Annotated in this window: 14 protein-coding genes; 7 read left to right on the top strand and 7 right to left on the bottom strand. The window is 41.7% G+C overall.

What is annotated here, in order from left to right:
• The 4 genes from uhpC to PSF27_RS05755 form a co-directional block, all read right to left on the bottom strand.
• A complete protein-coding gene (uhpC, locus tag PSF27_RS05770) occupies positions 1 to 1,320 on the bottom strand; it encodes an MFS transporter family glucose-6-phosphate receptor UhpC (RefSeq protein ID WP_206082489.1) in 1,320 nt (439 codons plus the stop codon).
• A 106-nt stretch (positions 1,321 to 1,426) separates the two neighbouring features.
• Positions 1,427 to 2,953 (bottom strand): MASE1 domain-containing sensor histidine kinase, encoded by a 1,527-nt coding sequence (locus PSF27_RS05765; RefSeq protein ID WP_272681056.1) that lies wholly within the window; start codon positions 2,951 to 2,953, stop codon positions 1,427 to 1,429.
• A gap of 4 nt (positions 2,954 to 2,957) precedes the next feature.
• Entirely contained in the window at positions 2,958 to 3,587 is a 630-nt protein-coding gene (locus tag PSF27_RS05760; protein ID WP_206082487.1) for a response regulator transcription factor, read from the bottom strand.
• A gap of 180 nt (positions 3,588 to 3,767) precedes the next feature.
• Complete coding sequence (locus tag PSF27_RS05755; protein ID WP_272539190.1) at positions 3,768 to 4,799, bottom strand: methyltransferase; 1,032 nt, start codon at positions 4,797 to 4,799, stop codon at positions 3,768 to 3,770.
• Positions 4,800 to 5,842: 1,043 nt separating this feature from the next.
• Between PSF27_RS05755 and PSF27_RS05750 the strand changes: the two genes are divergently transcribed.
• The 5 genes from PSF27_RS05750 to glnB all read left to right on the top strand — a co-directional run bounded on the left by PSF27_RS05750 (position 5,843) and on the right by glnB (position 11,488).
• On the top strand, positions 5,843 to 7,282 hold the full coding sequence (locus tag PSF27_RS05750; RefSeq protein ID WP_272573544.1) for a sensor histidine kinase: 1,440 nt from the start codon (positions 5,843 to 5,845) through the stop codon (positions 7,280 to 7,282).
• Positions 7,282 to 8,100 (top strand): two-component system QseEF-associated lipoprotein QseG, encoded by an 819-nt coding sequence (qseG, locus tag PSF27_RS05745; RefSeq protein WP_272681055.1) that lies wholly within the window; start codon positions 7,282 to 7,284, stop codon positions 8,098 to 8,100. The genes PSF27_RS05750 and qseG overlap by 1 nt, the downstream gene beginning before the upstream one ends.
• Positions 8,100 to 9,440 (top strand): two-component system response regulator GlrR, encoded by a 1,341-nt coding sequence (glrR, locus tag PSF27_RS05740; protein ID WP_206082483.1) that lies wholly within the window; start codon positions 8,100 to 8,102, stop codon positions 9,438 to 9,440. Before qseG ends, glrR begins: the two co-directional genes overlap by 1 nt.
• A 74-nt stretch (positions 9,441 to 9,514) precedes the next feature.
• Positions 9,515 to 11,137, top strand: coding sequence for an NAD+ synthase (locus PSF27_RS05735; protein ID WP_206082482.1), 1,623 nt, complete (start codon positions 9,515 to 9,517; stop codon positions 11,135 to 11,137).
• Positions 11,138 to 11,149: 12 nt separating this feature from the next.
• A complete protein-coding gene (gene glnB / locus PSF27_RS05730; protein ID WP_004912721.1) occupies positions 11,150 to 11,488 on the top strand; it encodes a nitrogen regulatory protein P-II in 339 nt (112 codons plus the stop codon).
• Between the two features lie 183 nt (positions 11,489 to 11,671).
• Here glnB and hmpA read toward each other — a convergent pair whose 3' ends face one another.
• Positions 11,672 to 12,871, bottom strand: a complete 1,200-nt coding sequence (gene hmpA / locus PSF27_RS05725; RefSeq protein WP_272681054.1) for an NO-inducible flavohemoprotein — start codon at positions 12,869 to 12,871, stop codon at positions 11,672 to 11,674.
• 462 nt (positions 12,872 to 13,333) lie between these two features.
• Here hmpA and glyA point away from each other — a divergent pair, with 462 nt between their 5' ends.
• Both glyA and PSF27_RS05715 read left to right on the top strand, forming a co-directional pair.
• Positions 13,334 to 14,587 carry a serine hydroxymethyltransferase gene (gene glyA, locus PSF27_RS05720; RefSeq protein ID WP_206082480.1) on the top strand — a complete coding sequence of 418 codons (1,254 nt, stop codon included), beginning with the start codon at positions 13,334 to 13,336 and terminating at the stop codon, positions 14,585 to 14,587.
• Between the two features lie 79 nt (positions 14,588 to 14,666).
• Entirely contained in the window at positions 14,667 to 15,818 is a 1,152-nt protein-coding gene (locus tag PSF27_RS05715) for a 3-phenylpropionate MFS transporter (RefSeq protein ID WP_272681149.1), read from the top strand.
• A 42-nt stretch (positions 15,819 to 15,860) separates the two neighbouring features.
• On the opposite strand, the gene PSF27_RS05710 is transcribed toward PSF27_RS05715, so the two are convergent.
• Positions 15,861 to 16,553: a fimbrial biogenesis chaperone gene (locus PSF27_RS05710; protein WP_272681053.1), complete on the bottom strand. Its 693-nt coding sequence runs from the start codon at positions 16,551 to 16,553 to the stop codon at positions 15,861 to 15,863.
• 13 nt (positions 16,554 to 16,566) lie between these two features.
• Entirely contained in the window at positions 16,567 to 17,649 is a 1,083-nt protein-coding gene (locus PSF27_RS05705; protein WP_336431869.1) for a fimbrial protein, read from the bottom strand.
• Between the last annotated feature and the right edge of the window lie 4 nt (positions 17,650 to 17,653).

Raw genomic sequence — 17,653 nt, 5'->3', positions numbered from 1 at the left:
TTAATTATCAGAGGGTGAAACAGATCCTGCCATGTGCTCTCGTTTGCTGACATTCGCAATCAAAAGCGGCATAAGCAGTAGCCCCATCAAGGCAGCGGCACTGGCTAGTAAGGTAAACATCCCTGACCAACCGTAATGTGCGATGACTTGAGAGAGCGGCCACCCTGCAATTGCAGCCCCTAGATAGGCATACAACCCAAGGTAACCCGTTACCGCGCCCGCTGCTTTTTTATGACAATATTCTGTTGCAGCGAGACCGATTAACATTTGTGGTCCAAAAACAAAAAAGCCGATAGCAAAAAAACACACTGCGAGTAAAGCGTAATGATGAATAGGGGTAAGCCACAAAGCACTGACTGAGATACACAACCCCAATGAAAACAGCAAAATCATTGGTGCCCGCTGCCCGCGAAACAAAATATCAGAGCCCCATCCTGAGCACAGTGCGCCAAGTAGCCCACCTAATTCAAATAACGACAATGTTGCGTTGGCACTGAGTAAATTGGTGCCGTGTGTTTCTGTTAACCAGAGATTTCCCCAGTCGTTTATCGCCATACGAATGAGATAAACCAAAATATAGGAGAAACCTAATAACCAAATCATGCGGTTGAAAACAATCGCGTCTTTTAAAATCACCCACATTGGCATCGGGGGGGATAAACGCTCTTGGCGTAGCTCCAGCACATCTTGGCGCCATTGCCCAACACTGGGTAGTTGCTCTTCTTGTGGTGTTCCTCGCAGCTGGCGACATAACCAAAGCCCAACCCCCACACCAATCAACCCAGGCACTATCAATGCCATTTGCCAACTGTATTGCGTTGCTAACAGCGCAGTGAGCAAAGGCAACAGCATGCCGCCGAGATTGATGGAGATATTCCACAACCCCCACCAGAAACCACGTTCATTACGTGAGTACCAGTGAGTGAGAATTCGTGCACAAGGTGGCCATCCCCAACCTTGGAAAAATCCGTTTAGCGTCCATACCAACAAAAGGGCAGGGAACGATAAACAATAGGCAAAAATGATATTCAGTAGCCCCGTCATCACAAGACCTGCACCCATAAACCAGCGGTAGCCTGTGATATCGTGGAAAATACCCGATAAAAACTTGGAAATGCCATAAGTCAGGTAAAATGCCGTGGCAATCCAGCCAATATCACTTTTGTCGAGCAGCAATTCGCTCTGCATGACAGGCATGACAAAATTGAAGCTTTTTCGCGTCAGATAAAAGGTGGCATAACCCACTATCATGAATAACATCAGTCGGCGGCGCCAAAAGCGATAAGTGCTATCCAAATCCAATGTATGTTGACCTGTCATGATGGTATTTCTCGTGTTTGGCAAAATGTAATCAAGTTTTTAACAAAAGGGATGAGAGAAGGTATTAGAGGACTAGGAATAATTCCTATTTTTGTGATGTTTTATCTTAAAATGTGGGCAAGTTAACAATTATTTGCGTACCGTTTTGTGTGATGAGAGTCCAATCTCCCCCTAAAGCTCTAACGCGTTCTTCAATACCGCGTAAACCAAAGCCACTCGTGCGTTTGCTAAAGGGAATACCCACGCCATTATCATCAACAACAAGCTGGATCGAGTCACCTATTTGCGCTAGTGAAATGTGGATTTGTGTGGCTTTCGCGTGTTTGCTGATATTGTTAAGTAATTCCTGAACAAGGCGGTACAACGTAAATAGAACGGTTTCATTGACGGGGGTTTCTTGTAGCGCATAGCGAAAATGGCATTGAATATTATTTTCAGGAAAGGAAAATTCTGCGATTAAATGGGTGAGCGCATTCTCGAGGGACATCTCATCCAATACAGGCGGACGCAATTGGCGCAACAGTTGCCGAGTCGATTGGTGAATTTGCTGAGCAAGCTCATTAATTTGGCTTGCCGCTTGGTGGCTTAATGAGTCTGGCGCTGTTTTCTTGACTAACATGGATTGAATCTGAATGGCGGTAATATTTTGCCCAATTTCATCATGCAATTCGCGGGCGATGGCTTTTTTGATATCTTCTTCAGTATGAACTAATTGGCGCATCAGATCACGTCGTGCTTTTAGCTCTTGTTCTAAGCGTTGTCGATAACGTTGTAGGTTATTGGCTAGCTGTTTTTGGCGGCTAATGGCAATCCCCAGCCCAATACCGATTAAGGCTTGAGTGCTGAGAAACATTTCCAGTTCTTCTAAGTCTGCAAAAGCACCGTGAAATTGCCGCGCAAAAGTAATAATTAAACTGCCTAATAATGCGGAAAGCACCCCTCCTTGCCAGCCATAGCGGTAAGCCATAAACACATTTGGAATAAACACCAGTAAAACAATCAAACGTTCGATTTCAGGTGCGAAAAAGACTTGGGCACTTAATCCCACTACACAAAATAAAAAACACCAAACAATCAAAGAAGTACGTAATTGTTTGTCTGGAGTTCCATAGTCAAGCAACATTTGGTAGTGCTGCTCATGCAGGTATTCATAGATAAGGTAAACAAATGGGGAGAGTAATATCCCCCCAGTGAATGTCGTTAAAAAGAGTTGGCTAATGGAATAGGATGATAGCCAGCCAAACAGCAATGCATGAAGCACACTGTTTGCAGCGACACCAGCTAGCAACAATAATAAACGTTGCCAATATAAAGTATAGCGCCACCAAATATCTTGAATAACAAAAGCCACACCAAGGCTTAATAGTGGAGATAGCAGTAAAATCGGTTGGAAAAGCAGTTGCTCCCCAGATAACCAAAAATTCAAAATACCTTCGCTAAGTAGCAAAGTAGGCCAATAGCGCCGCCAGAGAATGATCATTAAGGCAAGGCGCAGCCCTTGCGGTAAAAATAAGGTTGCCTGAAAGCTGTTTTCACTTAAATAAAAACCAATGATCCACAACCCAATCCACAGTAATGAGTAGGTAAAGAGTAGAAAAATAGATTGAAGTGTTAAACGCAGGTTTTTACTCATGCCATTAAGACCTTGAAATAAGGTTGTGCTCTAGTGCGTAGTGTACGAGGTCAATGGTGTTTTCGCATTGCAATTTACCGAGCACATTAGCGCGATGGACATGCACTGTTTTATGGCTAAGCTCGAGTTGTTCTGCAATCACTTTAACGCTGAGGCCTGCTACGAGTAAATCAAAAATCTCCCGCTCCCGAGGCGTTAATTCTTGCATCCCTTGATGTTGTTGCGGTGAATGGCGTAGCGCTCGCATGGCGTCTGCGCATAAATAGCATCCCCCTTGGTGAACAGAACGTACTGCTTGTACCAGCTCTTCTGGCCCGCAGCGTTTGGTTAAATAAGCGCTGGCCCCTGCGTCTAAGGCGCTTTGTACAAAAGCAGGGGTATCGTAAATACTGAGAATAATAGTTTTGAAGTCTGGTTTTTTTTGGCGAAGTCGTGATAACAACTGCAAACCATTTTCATCTGGCATGGAGATATCCATAATAGCGACATCAATCTCTAAATTAAGAAGCTTTGGCAATGCTTCTTGGGCGCTAGCATACTGTCCGACAACGGAAATATCGGGTTCTAGGGTCAGCAACTGTGCGAAACCAGAGCGCACAACGACGTGGTCATCAACTAAGGCGATTTTTATCATGTTGTTATATTCTGTGATGAATAGGGTATTGAGAAATCTTATATCAAGATGAGAAAGGATAAGCTAGGAAGAAGGTTGAGAATTCTGAAGTGTATCAGAAATGTCGGTGGTTTTATTCAATGAATAAAATGCCTACCTATCACTTGTACCCTAAGGTCGGCATTCATTGGTTTAATCAAATTATATAGGTATAGCTTCAAGAATATGAATATGACAATGGGTATCGATTATTCTGTTAAGTTTAAGATCCGCATTGCTTAATAATGTCTCAAACTCACTGATAGTATGTTCGCCACCTTCGGGTGAAAGGCTTAAACAAATTAAGTCTATATCGTTACCAATATTTACTTTGTTATCATCAGCGACGATGCAATCAATGAGCAAGAGTTTTGATGTTGTTTTCATCGCACGGCGAATGGTTTTTAAAATATTAATTACACTGTCTTCTGGCCAGTCATGAGTAATGTATTTGAGTAAATAAATATCAGCTTCAGGGCATTTTTCGAAGAATGAACCGGGGTAGGTGGTCCAGCGCGAATCGTCACCGAGTAGAGGTAATATTGTTTGTTTTAATACATGAGGCTGATCAAATAGAATGCCTTTAGTGGTGGGGTTTCTTTTTAATACCTCAAAAAGTAATGCTCCTAAGCCTCCAGCAATATCTGCAATCACAATATTTTCTGGGAATTGATATGCATTAATAACGTATTCATTTTCAATGCGTGACATAGATGACATGCCGACATCAAAGTTGTCAGGTAAGTGAACATTTTTCTGCCAGTATTCAAAGAATGTCCCTCCAAACATATTTTTAAATACAGGTTTGCCAAGAATAATTTCATCAAGATTATGTATAGGCATCCAGAAAGTCTTATCTGTTAGCATGAGTATCGCTTGACGTAATGAATAAGGATGGTCAGGAAGTAAAAACTCAGCTTCGGGGGTTAAGGCAAAGTGCAAATCATCCTGTATTTTAAAAATACCTTGAGTTGTTAATATACGTAGTGTTTTATGGATAACTTTTGGTTTGCCATTAATAATTTCTGCTAACTCTTGTGACGTTTTAGGCCCATCTTTTAAATATTCTGCAATGTTTAATTTAACTGCTGCCCGTAATGCTGCTTGAAACATGTAACCCGTCACTTTTTCAATGACTCGGACGGCAATGTCAATATTTTCTGCTTTGTTTGAAGTTTCTGAAGTAGGATTCATACAATCTCCAATTATTAATTTCAAAGTGAGAACATGCATCGATTATCAATATTAAGTATTGTTTAAATTTATTAAAGTGTAAAGGTAAATAGTTATTGAATTGCTTTATTTGAATTTAATTGATTAACTTAGTGTATTATTTTGATTTTTATGTTTTTTTTATTGTGAATTTTAAGATTGAGGTGGGAAGTGTTTTTTGTGAAACTATAAATATTATTAATTATTTCTTGGTGAAAAGATAAAATAAGCAGCGTAGAGTTAGCGTTTTTTCCCCGTTGTCTAAAATTAGCGACAACACCCCATATGTACTGTCGCCAAAAGGAGACATTTATCTCTATGATAAATAAAGTTTTTATAAATTGAGCTTTTGAGTGTCTTAAATTAGCGACAAACTGAAGGTTCGGATAAACCGTTTCAGCGTATTCAGAAAGAGTTAAAAGAAGTAATAAATTTAATTTGCTTATTTTTTAATGGGTTATATATTTACTTGAAAAGTTGGCATGGGTTGTGCATAATAATATGCAGTTGCTCATTCAATTCATTATGTCGGTCCAAAAATAGTTGGGAACATACCACATAAAGCCAGAATGACGCCAAAGTAAGGTGCCTACCGTCCAACAGCACAGATACTCGCCTTCGGGCCTTATCAAACACAGGGCGACACGTGGAGTGAGGCACCACCTATATGATTATCTTTAATGTAAAGACATAATCCTATACAAGCAGTAAATCATCGCTGGCGGAGTTAAGGTCGATCCTTATCTCCGCCTTCCTATGTCTGTTATACTTCGAACCACAACGTCGTTACCCGCACTCAGCTGCAATCCGAATTATTTAGAGGATATTAATAAATACTCTAAAATATTCCCTCTTAGGGTATACCTCACTGAAAATACTCATTTTTATACAAAAATTGGCACGTTCATTGCAGCGACTCAGTCATAGTTAGTCTGATTTTTATGCTATGGAACTCAGAACCCGAATTCACCTTTTCGCACGGGAGAGAGTTCTGCTACCATTGAAATACGTTTAATGGGTATGAGATGAATGTATTGAGCAAATGGCGTTTTTTCCCGCGTTCCTTGCGCCAACTGGTTGTGATGGCATTTTGGCTCGTCTTGTTGCCTTTATTAGTTTTGGCATATCAAGCGTATCAAAGCTTAGAACAACTGAGTAACCAAGCCGCAAATATCAATAAAACTACTTTACTGGATGCCAGACGCAGTGAGGTAATGAGCAGTCTCGCATTGGAAATGGAGCGAAGCTATCGTCAATATTGCGTATTACAAGATGCAGCTTTGCAAACTCAATACCAAAAACAATTTGCCGATTATGAACAAATGTTTGAAAGGCAAAAAACCATTTTGCCTCAAACATCTGACACCTCAAAGCTCACTGCAACATTAGCACAACTTAAAATAGTGGCATGTGAAAATAATGAACCTACCGCGAAAGTCACTCAAGCCTTGGAGCAATTTTCAGCAGAAAATACCGCACTTGTACAGGAAACTCGCGATGTGATTTTTAGCCGTGGGGAACAGTTGCAAAAAGCAATTGCAAATAAAGGGCAATTATTCGGTTGGCAAAGTTTGATCTTGTTCTTACTCAGTGCACTATTAGTGACTTTATTTACTCGAATGATTATTGGGCCAGTGAAAGTCATTGAGCGAATGATCAATCGCCTTGGTACTGGCCGAACTCTAGCCAGTAACATTGAACGCTTTAAAGGACCAAGAGAGCTTCGTACAATCGCTCAGCGTATTATTTGGCTAAGTGAGCGCTTGGCTTGGCTTGAGTCTCAACGACATGAGTTTCTACGTCATATTTCCCATGAGTTAAAAACACCACTCGCCAGTATGCGAGAAGGCACTGAATTACTTGCTGATGAAGTCGCAGGGCCATTAACTGACTCTCAAAGGGAGGTTGTTGAAATTCTTGATCATAGCAGTAAGCATCTTCAGCAACTTATTGAGCAGTTACTCGATTATAATCGTAAATTGGTTGATGACCCACCAGAAGCCCAATTAGTTGACCTAAATAAATTGATTGAAGATATTGTTAATGCACATAATTTACCTGCTAGAGCCAAAAATATTAAAACGGAAGTCCGTTTAAAAGTCGAAAGCTGTTTAGCGGAACCCACTTTACTTGGGCGAGTTATTGATAATATCTACTCCAATGCGGTGCACTATGGTGGCGAATCAGGTAATATTTGGATCACGAGTCGTCAAACAGGCAATAAACTGCTGATTGAAGTTGCAAATACAGGTACGCCAATTCCCGAATCTGAGCAAAGCATGATTTTTGAGCCTTTTTACCAAGGGTCCTTGCAAAGAAAAGGTGCGGTGAAAGGGAGTGGATTGGGGTTAAGTATTGCACAAGATTGTATAAAACAAATGGGCGGAGAACTCTCACTAGTCCCATATAAATCAGCAGATGTCTGTTTTAGAATTGAACTGCCTCTAACAGCAGAGAATGAATAATGGTCAATCGGTCTACAGATTTTTTGGCAATGCTTTATCGTAAAGCACTGCCAAATAAACTTAATCAAATAAGCCCATTCGTGATGAGACGAACAGGGGGCAGCTTTGGGGCGGTATTCTTTACCCTTATCCTAAGCGGGTGCGTAGCAAAAAATGGTCAATCGCCACTGGAAACGCTGGCACAAGTGGTTGTGCCTGAAGTGAAAGTGACTGATTATCGTTATGCATCATGCGATACAATTTGGGAAAATGACCAGCCTGCTGCTCGTGAAAATGCGCTATTTTGGTTGCGTATGATGGATTGTGCAGATCGCACAGAAACTTCACAAGCACGTGAAAATGCAAGCAAAATAGAGGTTACAAATTGGTCAGATGCATTTCAACAAAATATACTGTTAAATTCAGCTGACCCAACGATTGCCGAGCGGCGAAAAATGCTCGACAGCATTAATACATATAGCCTCAGTTTTCCAACTGCGGTACGCCCTTTATTACAGTTATGGCGTGAGCAACAAGTGCAAATTATTAACCTTTCAGATGCAGGTGCGCGCTATAAACGCTTACAGCAAGAAATGGATACTAAGCTTGATCGCTTAAAAGAAGACAACGCTAAGTTAGCTTTTGAACTGAACACAACATCGCGCAAACTCGAAAACTTAACAGACATTGAGCGTCAACTTTCCTCACGGAAAAAAAGCACTAATGAAACGGAAAAAGAAGTCGAAAGCGTTGTTGAAGGCGATAAAGAAACCTCATCTGACGCAACAAAACCCGCAGAGCCTCCTGTAGAACAACCTTCATCGGAGAACGCGAAATAATGACAAACCGTAAGTCGGCAAGTTTACTGCTCGTTGATGACGACCCTAGCTTACTTAAGTTACTTGGGATGCGGTTAAGCAGTGAAGGGTTTAAAGTGACCACTGCGGAAAGTGGCCCTGAAGCACTTAAAATCTTACAGAAAGAAAAGTTAGATTTGGTGATAAGTGACTTACGCATGGATGAGATGGACGGAATGGCGCTGTTTGATGAAATTCAAAAAGCGCATCCTAATATGCCAGTTATCATCTTAACGGCACACGGTTCAATCCCTGATGCCGTTGCTGCGACACAACGTGGCGTGTTCAGCTTTTTAACGAAACCTGTTGATAAAGATGCTTTATATAAAGCTATTGATGAAGCACTTGCTTTATCTTCTTCACCGATGAGTGATGAAGAGTGGAGTTCGGGGATAGTCACCCGCAGCCCTTTAATGATACGTCTTCTTGAACAAGCCCATATGGTGGCACAATCAGACGTTAGTGTACTGATTAACGGCCAAAGTGGAACGGGTAAAGAAGTGTTAGCGCAGGCCATTCATAAAGCAAGTCCGCGCGCCCGTAAACCCTTTATTGCTATCAATTGTGGCGCATTGCCAGAACAACTTTTAGAATCTGAACTATTTGGTCATGCAAAAGGTGCCTTTACGGGGGCAGTGAGTAACCGCGAGGGGCTGTTTTTTGCCGCAAGTGGTGGCACACTGTTTCTTGATGAAATTGGCGATATGCCAATGCCCTTGCAGGTAAAACTATTGCGGGTGTTACAAGAACGCAAAGTTCGCCCATTAGGGAGCAATCGCGACTTAGACATCGATGTGCGTATTTTATCTGCAACACACCGTAATTTACCCAAAGCGATGGAAAAAAATGAGTTTCGTGAAGATCTCTATTATCGCCTGAATGTGGTTAATTTACGTATTCCTGCATTAAATGAACGTGCAGAAGATATTCCATTATTAGCAAATCATTTATTGAGAGAATCTGCGTCTCGGCATAAGCCCTTTGTTCGCAGTTTTTCAAGTGATGCGATGAAATGCCTGATGACAGCAACTTGGCCAGGTAATGTACGCCAGTTGGTTAACGTGATTGAACAATGTGTAGCGTTAACAACATCTCCTGTTATTAGTGAAGCCCTTGTTAGCCAGGCGTTACAAGGTGAAAATACTGCCTTGCCAACCTTTGTTGAAGCACGTAATCAATTTGAATTGAATTATTTACGCAAGTTATTGCAGATGACGAAAGGCAATGTCACACAAGCCGCACGCATGGCTGGACGAAATCGCACAGAATTTTATAAATTACTTGGCCGCCACGATTTGGAAGCTAATGACTTTAAAGAATAATTAACTATTATTCACCTATATAATCTACGTGGACAAGGTAAACCGTATTCACGCTTCGGGAGAAGAAACACGTTATGAGCCGTAAGCTTAATATTTCACTCGCACAACTTAACTGGTTAGTCGGTGACATCGAAGGTAATTGCGATCGCATGTTACAAGTCGTGAGTGAACAAGCCTCACAAACCGATATTGTGATGTTTTCAGAACTGTCTCTGACAGGCTACCCGCCTGAGGATTTAATTTTCCGTGCAGATTTTGAAGACAGATGTGAAGCTCAGCTTGAACGTTTGCAAAAGGCGAGTGCAGAAACGGCAATTATTGTCGGCCACCCTTGCTATGAAGGGGACGAAATTTTCAATGCACTTTCTTTCTTCTATCAAGGGAAATTGCATGCTCGCTATTTTAAACAAGAACTACCAAACTACGGTGTTTTTGATGAACCGCGCTATTTCAGCGCAGCTGAAAAAACCTGCGTGGTAGAATTCAAAGGCTATCAATTAGGTTTATTGATTTGTGAAGACATTTGGTATGACGAGCCTGTTGATGCGGTGAAAGGTGCTGGAGCCGAGTTATTACTAACTATCAATGCATCACCGTATGATATTCACAAGGAACATATCCGTAGCGACTTACTGGTTGACCATTGCCAACGCACTCACATGCCTATCGTTTACCTCAACCAAGTGGGTGGACAAGACGAGTTGGTATTTGATGGTGGCTCGAAAGTCATTGCAAATAAAGGCAAACAAACCTTTAAATTACCCGAATTCAAAGAACAAGTTGTTACGGTACAATTTGATGAGCTGGAATTGGTAAGTGAAGGTAGTGTGTTTATTGAAAATGATCCTGTCGCGCAGGTATATCAAGCCTTAGTGATGTCGACTCGCGATTATATCAATAAAAACGGTTTCAATGGTGCAATCCTTGGGTTATCTGGAGGGATCGACTCTGGTTTAACAGTGGCTATCGCGGTAGATGCTATCGGTAAAGAACGTGTGCAAGCGGTGATGATGCCGTTCCGTTATACCTCAGAAATGAGCATTCATGATGCCAAAGAACAAGCTGAGTTGTTAGGTGTGGAATTTGATATTGTCTCTATCGAACCGATGTTTGATTCATTCATGGCGCAATTAAGTCCAATGTTTGAAGGAACTGCGGTTGATACCACCGAAGAAAACTTACAAGCTCGCTGCCGTGCTGTTATTTTAATGGCGATGTCCAATAAACGCCGCCGTTTAGTCCTGACGACCAGTAATAAGAGTGAGTCTGCAGTGGGTTATTCAACACTGTATGGTGATATGGCTGGCGGCTTTGATGTGTTAAAAGATGTGCCAAAAACATTGGTTTTTGAACTGGCAAAATATCGCAATACACTTTCACCCGCTATTCCACAGCGTGTGATTGATAGGCCGCCATCTGCAGAACTGGCTCCAGGGCAGTTAGACCAAGATAGCTTGCCGCCTTACGATATATTAGATGCTATCTTAGAAGGTTATGTTGAAAAAGACTTATCCGTGAATGACCTTATCAAGCTAGGTTTTGATAAAGAAGTTGTCCGTAAAGTGGTGCGCTTGGTTGATCTGAATGAATATAAACGCCGACAAGCACCTGTTGGGCCGCGTATTACCATGCGGAATTTTGGTAAAGACCGCCGTTATCCGATCACCTCAGGTTTTGGCCGTAAAAATTGGTCATAACAGGAACTATTTATGAAAAAAATTGATGCAATTATAAAGCCATTTAAACTTGATGATGTACGTGAAGCACTGGCGGAAGTCGGGATCACAGGGATGACGGTTACGGAAGTGAAAGGGTTTGGTCGTCAAAAAGGGCACACCGAACTGTATCGTGGTGCGGAATATATGGTGGACTTTTTACCGAAAGTCAAAATTGAAATAGTTGTCCCTGACGATATTGTAGAAAACTGCGTTGAAACTATTATGCAAACAGCGCAAACAGGTAAAATTGGTGACGGTAAAATCTTCGTTTATGATGTTGCACGTGTGATCCGTATTCGTACGGGTGAGCAAGATGAGGAAGCAATTTAACTTTAGGGTTAAAAGGCGGTAACGGTAAATACACAGGAATGGGATTAGAACAGTGTATTTTTTATGCGGCCCGTTACCGCTAAGCTGTGAAAAAACTTCAAACACCAAGCCATTAGAACAGTTTCTTTTGGCTGATACGTTTCAGGAAATGCTCTTCTAAGCCGAAGAGCATTTTTTTATCTATTAATTCAGGGACAGCACTTTATGTGGGCCAAAGCACTCATAATGGATAGCATCGGCATCAACACCCATCGAAATTAATTGTTGACCCACATGTTGCATAAAGCCTACTGGACCACAGAAATAGAATTGCATATTCGGTTGGTCAATCCATTCACGTACTTTTTGTAAATCCATTAATCCTTCATATTGGTAATCAAAGCCGAGGCGGTCATTGCCTCGAGGCTGGTTAAACCAAATGGCAGAATGCCCCATTTTTTGTTTGGCCATCAATTGCTGAATTTCGTGGTTAAACGCATGAACAGCTCCATTTTCAGCCGCATGTAGCCAGTTGATCGTTGCTTCATGGCCTTGTTGCGTCAGGTGGCTTAGCATGCTTAACATTGGCGTCAGGCCAACGCCTGCTGAGATGAGTGTGACGGGCGTTTGGTTATCAACATCGATAAAGAAATCACCACATGGTGGTGCTAAATAAATACTATCCCCTTCATTGATGTGCTGATGCAAGAAATTAGACACAGCGCCTTGGTCTTCGCGTTTTACTGCGATACGGTAACTTTGGCCATTAGGTGCTGTCGTTAAGGAGTATTGGCGGATCTCTTGGTTCTCGAATCCATCATGATTAATATAAATTGTGATGTATTGACCTGGGCGATAGCCTGCGACGGGTTTTCCATCAACAGGGACGAACTCAAAGCTAGTAATAACATCGCTTTGTGGCTGTTTTTGTTTCAGTTTAAATTCGCGTAAACCTTCCCAACCCCCATTTTTATCGGCATTTTCTTGGTAAATTGAGGCTTCACGACCAATAAAGATATCGGCTAATACCCCGTAGGCTTTGCCCCATGCATCAAGCACTTCTTGACCAGGATTGAGGAGCTCATCAATGGCAGCCAGTAGGTTTTCGCCGACGATAGGGTAATGTTCAGGCTTAATATTTAAACTAACGTGTTTTTGCGCAATCTTTTCAACGGCAGAAATTAATGCTTCAGGGGTTTCAATATGCACAGCATAAGCGCAGATTGCATTAAATAATGCTTCACGTTGCGCACCATTAGCTTGGTGAGTCATATTGAAAATATCTTTTAATTCAGGATGTTGGTTGAACATTCTGTCATAGAAATGTGCGGTAAGTTTTGGTCCAGTGGCTGCGATAGCAGGAATGGTTGATTTAACGATAGCGATAGTTTGGCTGTCTAACATACAGGTGCTCCTGAATTTTTTTCATGTTCTCTGTTAGGAAGAGTTTGGCATTTTTTCTGAACCATCCAAAAATATAGCACTTAATTTTCAGTGGGATAGCTGAATTTTGTGCCGAAAATCTTCACTTTTATGAGAGACATAAAGTTTATTTATAAACATGTATTTTAAATACAACTTATAATATTTAAGGGTATCTGTAAAGATGCAAATAGACAAAATAGGGCAAAAATAGGCACATAATGAGAAGGGACTCGCAATACCAGATATTCCTCCGTCAAAATTTAAAATTTGAGCTATTTTATAATGAGGCTGAAAGTGGTAAATGACGTGAAAAAAATTAATGCAATCGTTTGCGTATATTTTTTCTTTAGGGCTATCTCAAGAACGAAAAAGAGTTTACACTGTGTGCTATTGCGATGAATTGATTGTCAACCTATTGAATTGCTGAGGCAGGAGAAGCGAATGTTAAAGCGTGAAATGAATATTGCAGACTATGATCCAAAATTATGGGAAGCAATGGAGCAAGAAGTACAACGTCAAGAAGAACACATTGAATTAATTGCTTCTGAAAACTATACCAGTCCACGAGTCATGCAGGCTCAAGGTTCTCAGCTAACCAATAAATATGCAGAAGGGTATCCAGGCAAACGCTATTACGGCGGTTGTGAGTATGTTGATGTCGTTGAGCAATTAGCGATTGACCGCGCAAAAGAATTATTTGGTGCAGACTACGCAAACGTGCAGCCACACTCTGGTTCACAAGCGAATGCGGCAGTTTACATGGCATTGCTACAACCAGGTGATACTGTGCTGGGTATGAATTTGGCGCACGGCGGCCACTTAACTCACGGTTCCCCAGTTAACTTCTCTGGTAAATTGTACAATATCGTTCCTTATGGCATCGATGAAAGCGGTAAGATTGACTACGACGATATCAAAGCGCAAGCTGAAAAACATAAACCAAAAATGATTATCGGTGGTTTCTCTGCGTATTCAGGCGTGGTTGATTGGGCTAAAATGCGTGAAATCGCAGATGCTATCAATGCTTACTTATTCGTTGATATGGCACACGTTGCGGGTCTGATTGCGGCAGGTGTTTATCCAAACCCAGTTCCACATGCTCACGTTGTGACAACCACAACTCACAAAACATTAGCGGGTCCTCGTGGTGGTTTGATCCTCGCGAAAGGCGGCGATGAAGAGCTGTACAAAAAAATCAACTCAGCCGTATTCCCTGGTTCGCAAGGCGGTCCTTTAATGCATGTTATTGCAGGTAAAGCCGTAGCACTTAAAGAAGCCATGGAACCTGAGTTCAAAGTCTACCAACAACAAGTTGCGAAAAATGCGAAAGCAATGGTCGACGTTTTCCAACAACGCGGCTATAAAGTTGTTTCTGGTGGAACTGAAAACCACCTGTTCTTAGTTGATTTAGTTGACAAAAATATCACGGGTAAAGATGCTGATGCTGCATTAGGTCGTGCGAATATCACCGTAAACAAAAACAGTGTACCAAACGATCCGAAGAGCCCATTTGTCACTTCAGGTGTGCGTATTGGTTCTCCAGCAATTACGCGTCGTGGCTTTAAAGAAGCTGAAGCGCGCGAGCTAGCGGGCTGGATGTGTGATATTCTAGACAACCTCAATGACGAAGCGACCATTGAGAGCGTGAAACAAAAAGTATTAGCAATCTGCAAAAAATACCCAGTTTACGCATAATATAACGACTTTTAGTTACCTAAACCCGCTTCTACTGTTAAGTATGAGCGGGTTTTTTGCATTGAAAAATGGAGGGATGATGGTCATTCCATCAACGCACTGGCTAGCAATTGATTATTTTACCTACTTTTTTGCATACAGTATTTTTTTGCCGTTTTGGTCTGTTTGGCTACAGGGTGAGGGCATTGATGCCGAAATGATCGGTGTTTTGCTTGGTGTAGGCCTTGCGGCTCGTTTTCTTGGGGCGATGTTTATCACTCCATTAGTTAAAGAGCCGTCAAAATTAATTACTGCATTGCGGTTGTTGGCTGCATCATCCTTAATTTTTTCCATTGGCTTTGCTTTTGGTTCCCATTGGGCATGGCTGCTTTTTGTGATGATTGGTTTTAACTTATTTTTCGCTCCAATGGTTCCATTAGGGGATTCATTGGCAGGAACATGGCAGAAACAATTTACGTTTGATTATGGCAAAATCCGTGTTTGGGGCTCGATAGCCTTTATTATTGGTTCTTCATTAATGGGTTATCTAGCTGGGGTTTGGGGCCATAAATCAATTATGGTTGCTTTGATTATCAGCTGCTTAGCTTTATTGTTGGGGGCGATGTTGAGGCCTACAATAATGCCTGCGGGGGCGGCAAAAGCAGATAATGGTAATAAAGTTACTTTTAAACAACTGATTGCTGATAAAAATGTGGTCAGATTTCTGATTTGCGTGACTTTATTGCAAGGTGCTCACGCAGCTTACTATGGTTTTGCCTCGCTGTTCTGGAAGGAAGCGGGATATTCAGACTTAGTGATTGGTAACTTATGGTCATTGGGTGTTGTCGCAGAAGTTATTGTCTTTATGTTGAGTCACCGTTTATTTAGGCGCTGGAGTGCACGTAACTTACTGTTGTTATCTGCATTCTGTGGAATAATCCGTTGGGGGATGATGGGGGCATTTACCGCATTACCTATGCTTATTATCGTGCAAATTTTACACAGTGGAACGTTCACTGTTTGTCATCTTGCGGCAATGCGTTTTATCAGCGCGCGTAAAGAAAATGAAATTATCCCATTACAGGGTGTCTATTCGGCACTGGCGACGGGTGGTGGTCTAGCGGTATTAACAATTATTGTCGGTTATATTTATGAGCGTGTTCCTGCTCATCATGGCGTGGTCTTTTATTTGATGGCGCTACTTGCTGTACCTGCGTTATTTATTCGCCCTAAAGTGACTGCACAGTCATAATCTTCCCATCAAAGAGCTATAAATGCAGTGAAACACCTTCATTTATAGCTTGGTTTGATGCTCAATTTGCTGCCCAGTATCATCAATATAAATCACGGTAATATTTTCTCCATTAACCACTTTTTTCCCCGAGGGGATTGTCTGAGTCGAAAATGGTGCGATCATTAAACTTTTAGCAATAAGCTCATTGGCGTTATTTGCTGTGTAGATATTGGCAATGCTGAGAAAATAAGGTGTTGGGTTATTCACGGCTAATAGCCCGTTATCGGCATAAAATTTAGCGCTATCCAATAATGTATCTGGAAGGGGTAACAGCGAAATAGGGCGGTAAAACACTTTAATTCGAGTTTGGATGGCAAACTGGAGCGTATTCATACCCTGGGTGTTTTTAGGCTTGGGTGCGATATCCAAAACATTTAAATAATAAACAGACTCTCTATCCATGGGTAAGTTATTACCAAGAAAACGGATGCGGAGCTGAACGCCTTCATTAGCGGCTATTTTGTTGATAGGCGGCGTGACAATAAATGGCGCATTGGTTGTTTCGGGTGTCGAATTAATATTCCCTTCATCTATCCAACTTTGGATTAACGTCGGCTGTTCACTGTAATTAGTCATCTGAATGCCAACCATTTTTTTATCACTCGGAAAAATAACCCGAGTTCCTTGTAAAACAAGGCTTGCTTGTGTTTGTAAACTTATCAGTAATAAGGCAATTCCTCCTAAGTATTTCATCATCGCTCCTTTTTTAGTTGTAAGACATTACGACGGTTGCCGTACCAGATACCGCCCCTTGAGTGACAATATTGGGGTTATAGGGATAATAATAAGCCCCTAAATTGACGGAAAAGGATGGTGAAATGGGATTGCCTTTTGGGACGAAAAAAATACTTGTGGCAGTATTTTGTGCCGTTACACTGTCTGAAAGGAATAAAGGGGCAGTGAGGTTATCCGTTTTGACGAGCCGAAAACCGACACCTTTAGCACCTTGGGTTAGGGTATTGTTTATCGTGGTTTTATCATTTGCCAGTAAGCTACCGCTGGATAAAAACATAGACACATCGCGAGAAGCGGTGCTACCCGCGAGGAAATCTTGGCACGTGAAATTCAATGTGAATGGCGTGTAGCCAGCTCGAGTCACATTTTTGACAGTGTTGATACTGACAGGCGGAAGCGAAACGACTAATCCTTGATTAGTAAAATTACAGGTTGTTAGGATTGGGTTATAGGTTAACTGCATCGGTTGGTAAAACATATCCTCAGCATGTGTTGGCCATTGCAGGGTTAACAGAAACGTGACTAAGTCTGAGAGAAGGCGCAGTAGCCAAGGGATAAGACCTAATGCCGTTACATCCGTTGCCATCATTACTGGGCTGATTAACACACTGTTACCTGCAACTTCTTTATAATTATTTGCGGGTGGGCTGCTGAGTAATTTAAATTGAATCGTAAAATTTGTATCTAGATTAGAGGCGGGGTAGGTACCTGGGGGAATATTAGTCACGCTTGATTGACTAATACCGCTGACCGAGATAGAAACCACTTGTTTCCCACCATTAAAGCCAATCGCAACTGTTGATTGGCGAAATGGGCTGTCAATGCCCACTGTATTTGATTGAAGTAGCCCTGGTGCTACACAGGTATATTGACCTGTAAATTTTGTTCGGGTTGATTTGTTCACGGTGGTTGATGTGCTTGTGAGTTCCGTGGATATATCAAAATTCAGTGGCGGTGCATTTTTTTCTCCCGCATTACTGCAACTGGCAGCAACATCATAGCTTGCGAGTAATAATGCGGGTAAGAGAAGTGCCAGTAGCGTCTTTTTCATCATAACG

Origin of the sequence: Providencia sp. PROV129 (assembly GCF_028482245.1) — a bacterium.
GTDB classification, from domain to species: domain Bacteria; phylum Pseudomonadota; class Gammaproteobacteria; order Enterobacterales; family Enterobacteriaceae; genus Providencia; species Providencia vermicola.
Note: the sequence above shows the minus strand (reverse complement) of the source record. Positions and strands in the feature narration are given on the sequence as shown.

What these genes read in the sequence shown, in the direction of transcription:
- PSF27_RS05735 (WP_206082482.1), top strand. Translation starts at nt 9,515, where the DNA reads ATGAGCCGTAAGCTTAATATTTCACTCGCACAACTTAACTGGTTAGTC.
- PSF27_RS05750 (WP_272573544.1), top strand. Translation starts at nt 5,843, where the DNA reads ATGAATGTATTGAGCAAATGGCGTTTTTTCCCGCGTTCCTTGCGCCAA.
- glrR (WP_206082483.1), top strand. Translation starts at nt 8,100, where the DNA reads ATGACAAACCGTAAGTCGGCAAGTTTACTGCTCGTTGATGACGACCCT.
- glyA (WP_206082480.1), top strand. Translation starts at nt 13,334, where the DNA reads ATGTTAAAGCGTGAAATGAATATTGCAGACTATGATCCAAAATTATGG.
- PSF27_RS05760 (WP_206082487.1), bottom strand. Translation starts at nt 3,587, where the DNA reads ATGATAAAAATCGCCTTAGTTGATGACCACGTCGTTGTGCGCTCTGGT.
- PSF27_RS05765 (WP_272681056.1), bottom strand. Translation starts at nt 2,953, where the DNA reads ATGAGTAAAAACCTGCGTTTAACACTTCAATCTATTTTTCTACTCTTT.
- qseG (WP_272681055.1), top strand. Translation starts at nt 7,282, where the DNA reads ATGGTCAATCGGTCTACAGATTTTTTGGCAATGCTTTATCGTAAAGCA.
- PSF27_RS05715 (WP_272681149.1), top strand. Translation starts at nt 14,667, where the DNA reads ATGGTCATTCCATCAACGCACTGGCTAGCAATTGATTATTTTACCTAC.
- hmpA (WP_272681054.1), bottom strand. Translation starts at nt 12,871, where the DNA reads ATGTTAGACAGCCAAACTATCGCTATCGTTAAATCAACCATTCCTGCT.
- PSF27_RS05710 (WP_272681053.1), bottom strand. Translation starts at nt 16,553, where the DNA reads ATGAAATACTTAGGAGGAATTGCCTTATTACTGATAAGTTTACAAACA.
- glnB (WP_004912721.1), top strand. Translation starts at nt 11,150, where the DNA reads ATGAAAAAAATTGATGCAATTATAAAGCCATTTAAACTTGATGATGTA.
- PSF27_RS05755 (WP_272539190.1), bottom strand. Translation starts at nt 4,799, where the DNA reads ATGAATCCTACTTCAGAAACTTCAAACAAAGCAGAAAATATTGACATT.
- uhpC (WP_206082489.1), bottom strand. Translation starts at nt 1,320, where the DNA reads ATGACAGGTCAACATACATTGGATTTGGATAGCACTTATCGCTTTTGG.
- PSF27_RS05705 (WP_336431869.1), bottom strand. Translation starts at nt 17,649, where the DNA reads ATGATGAAAAAGACGCTACTGGCACTTCTCTTACCCGCATTATTACTC.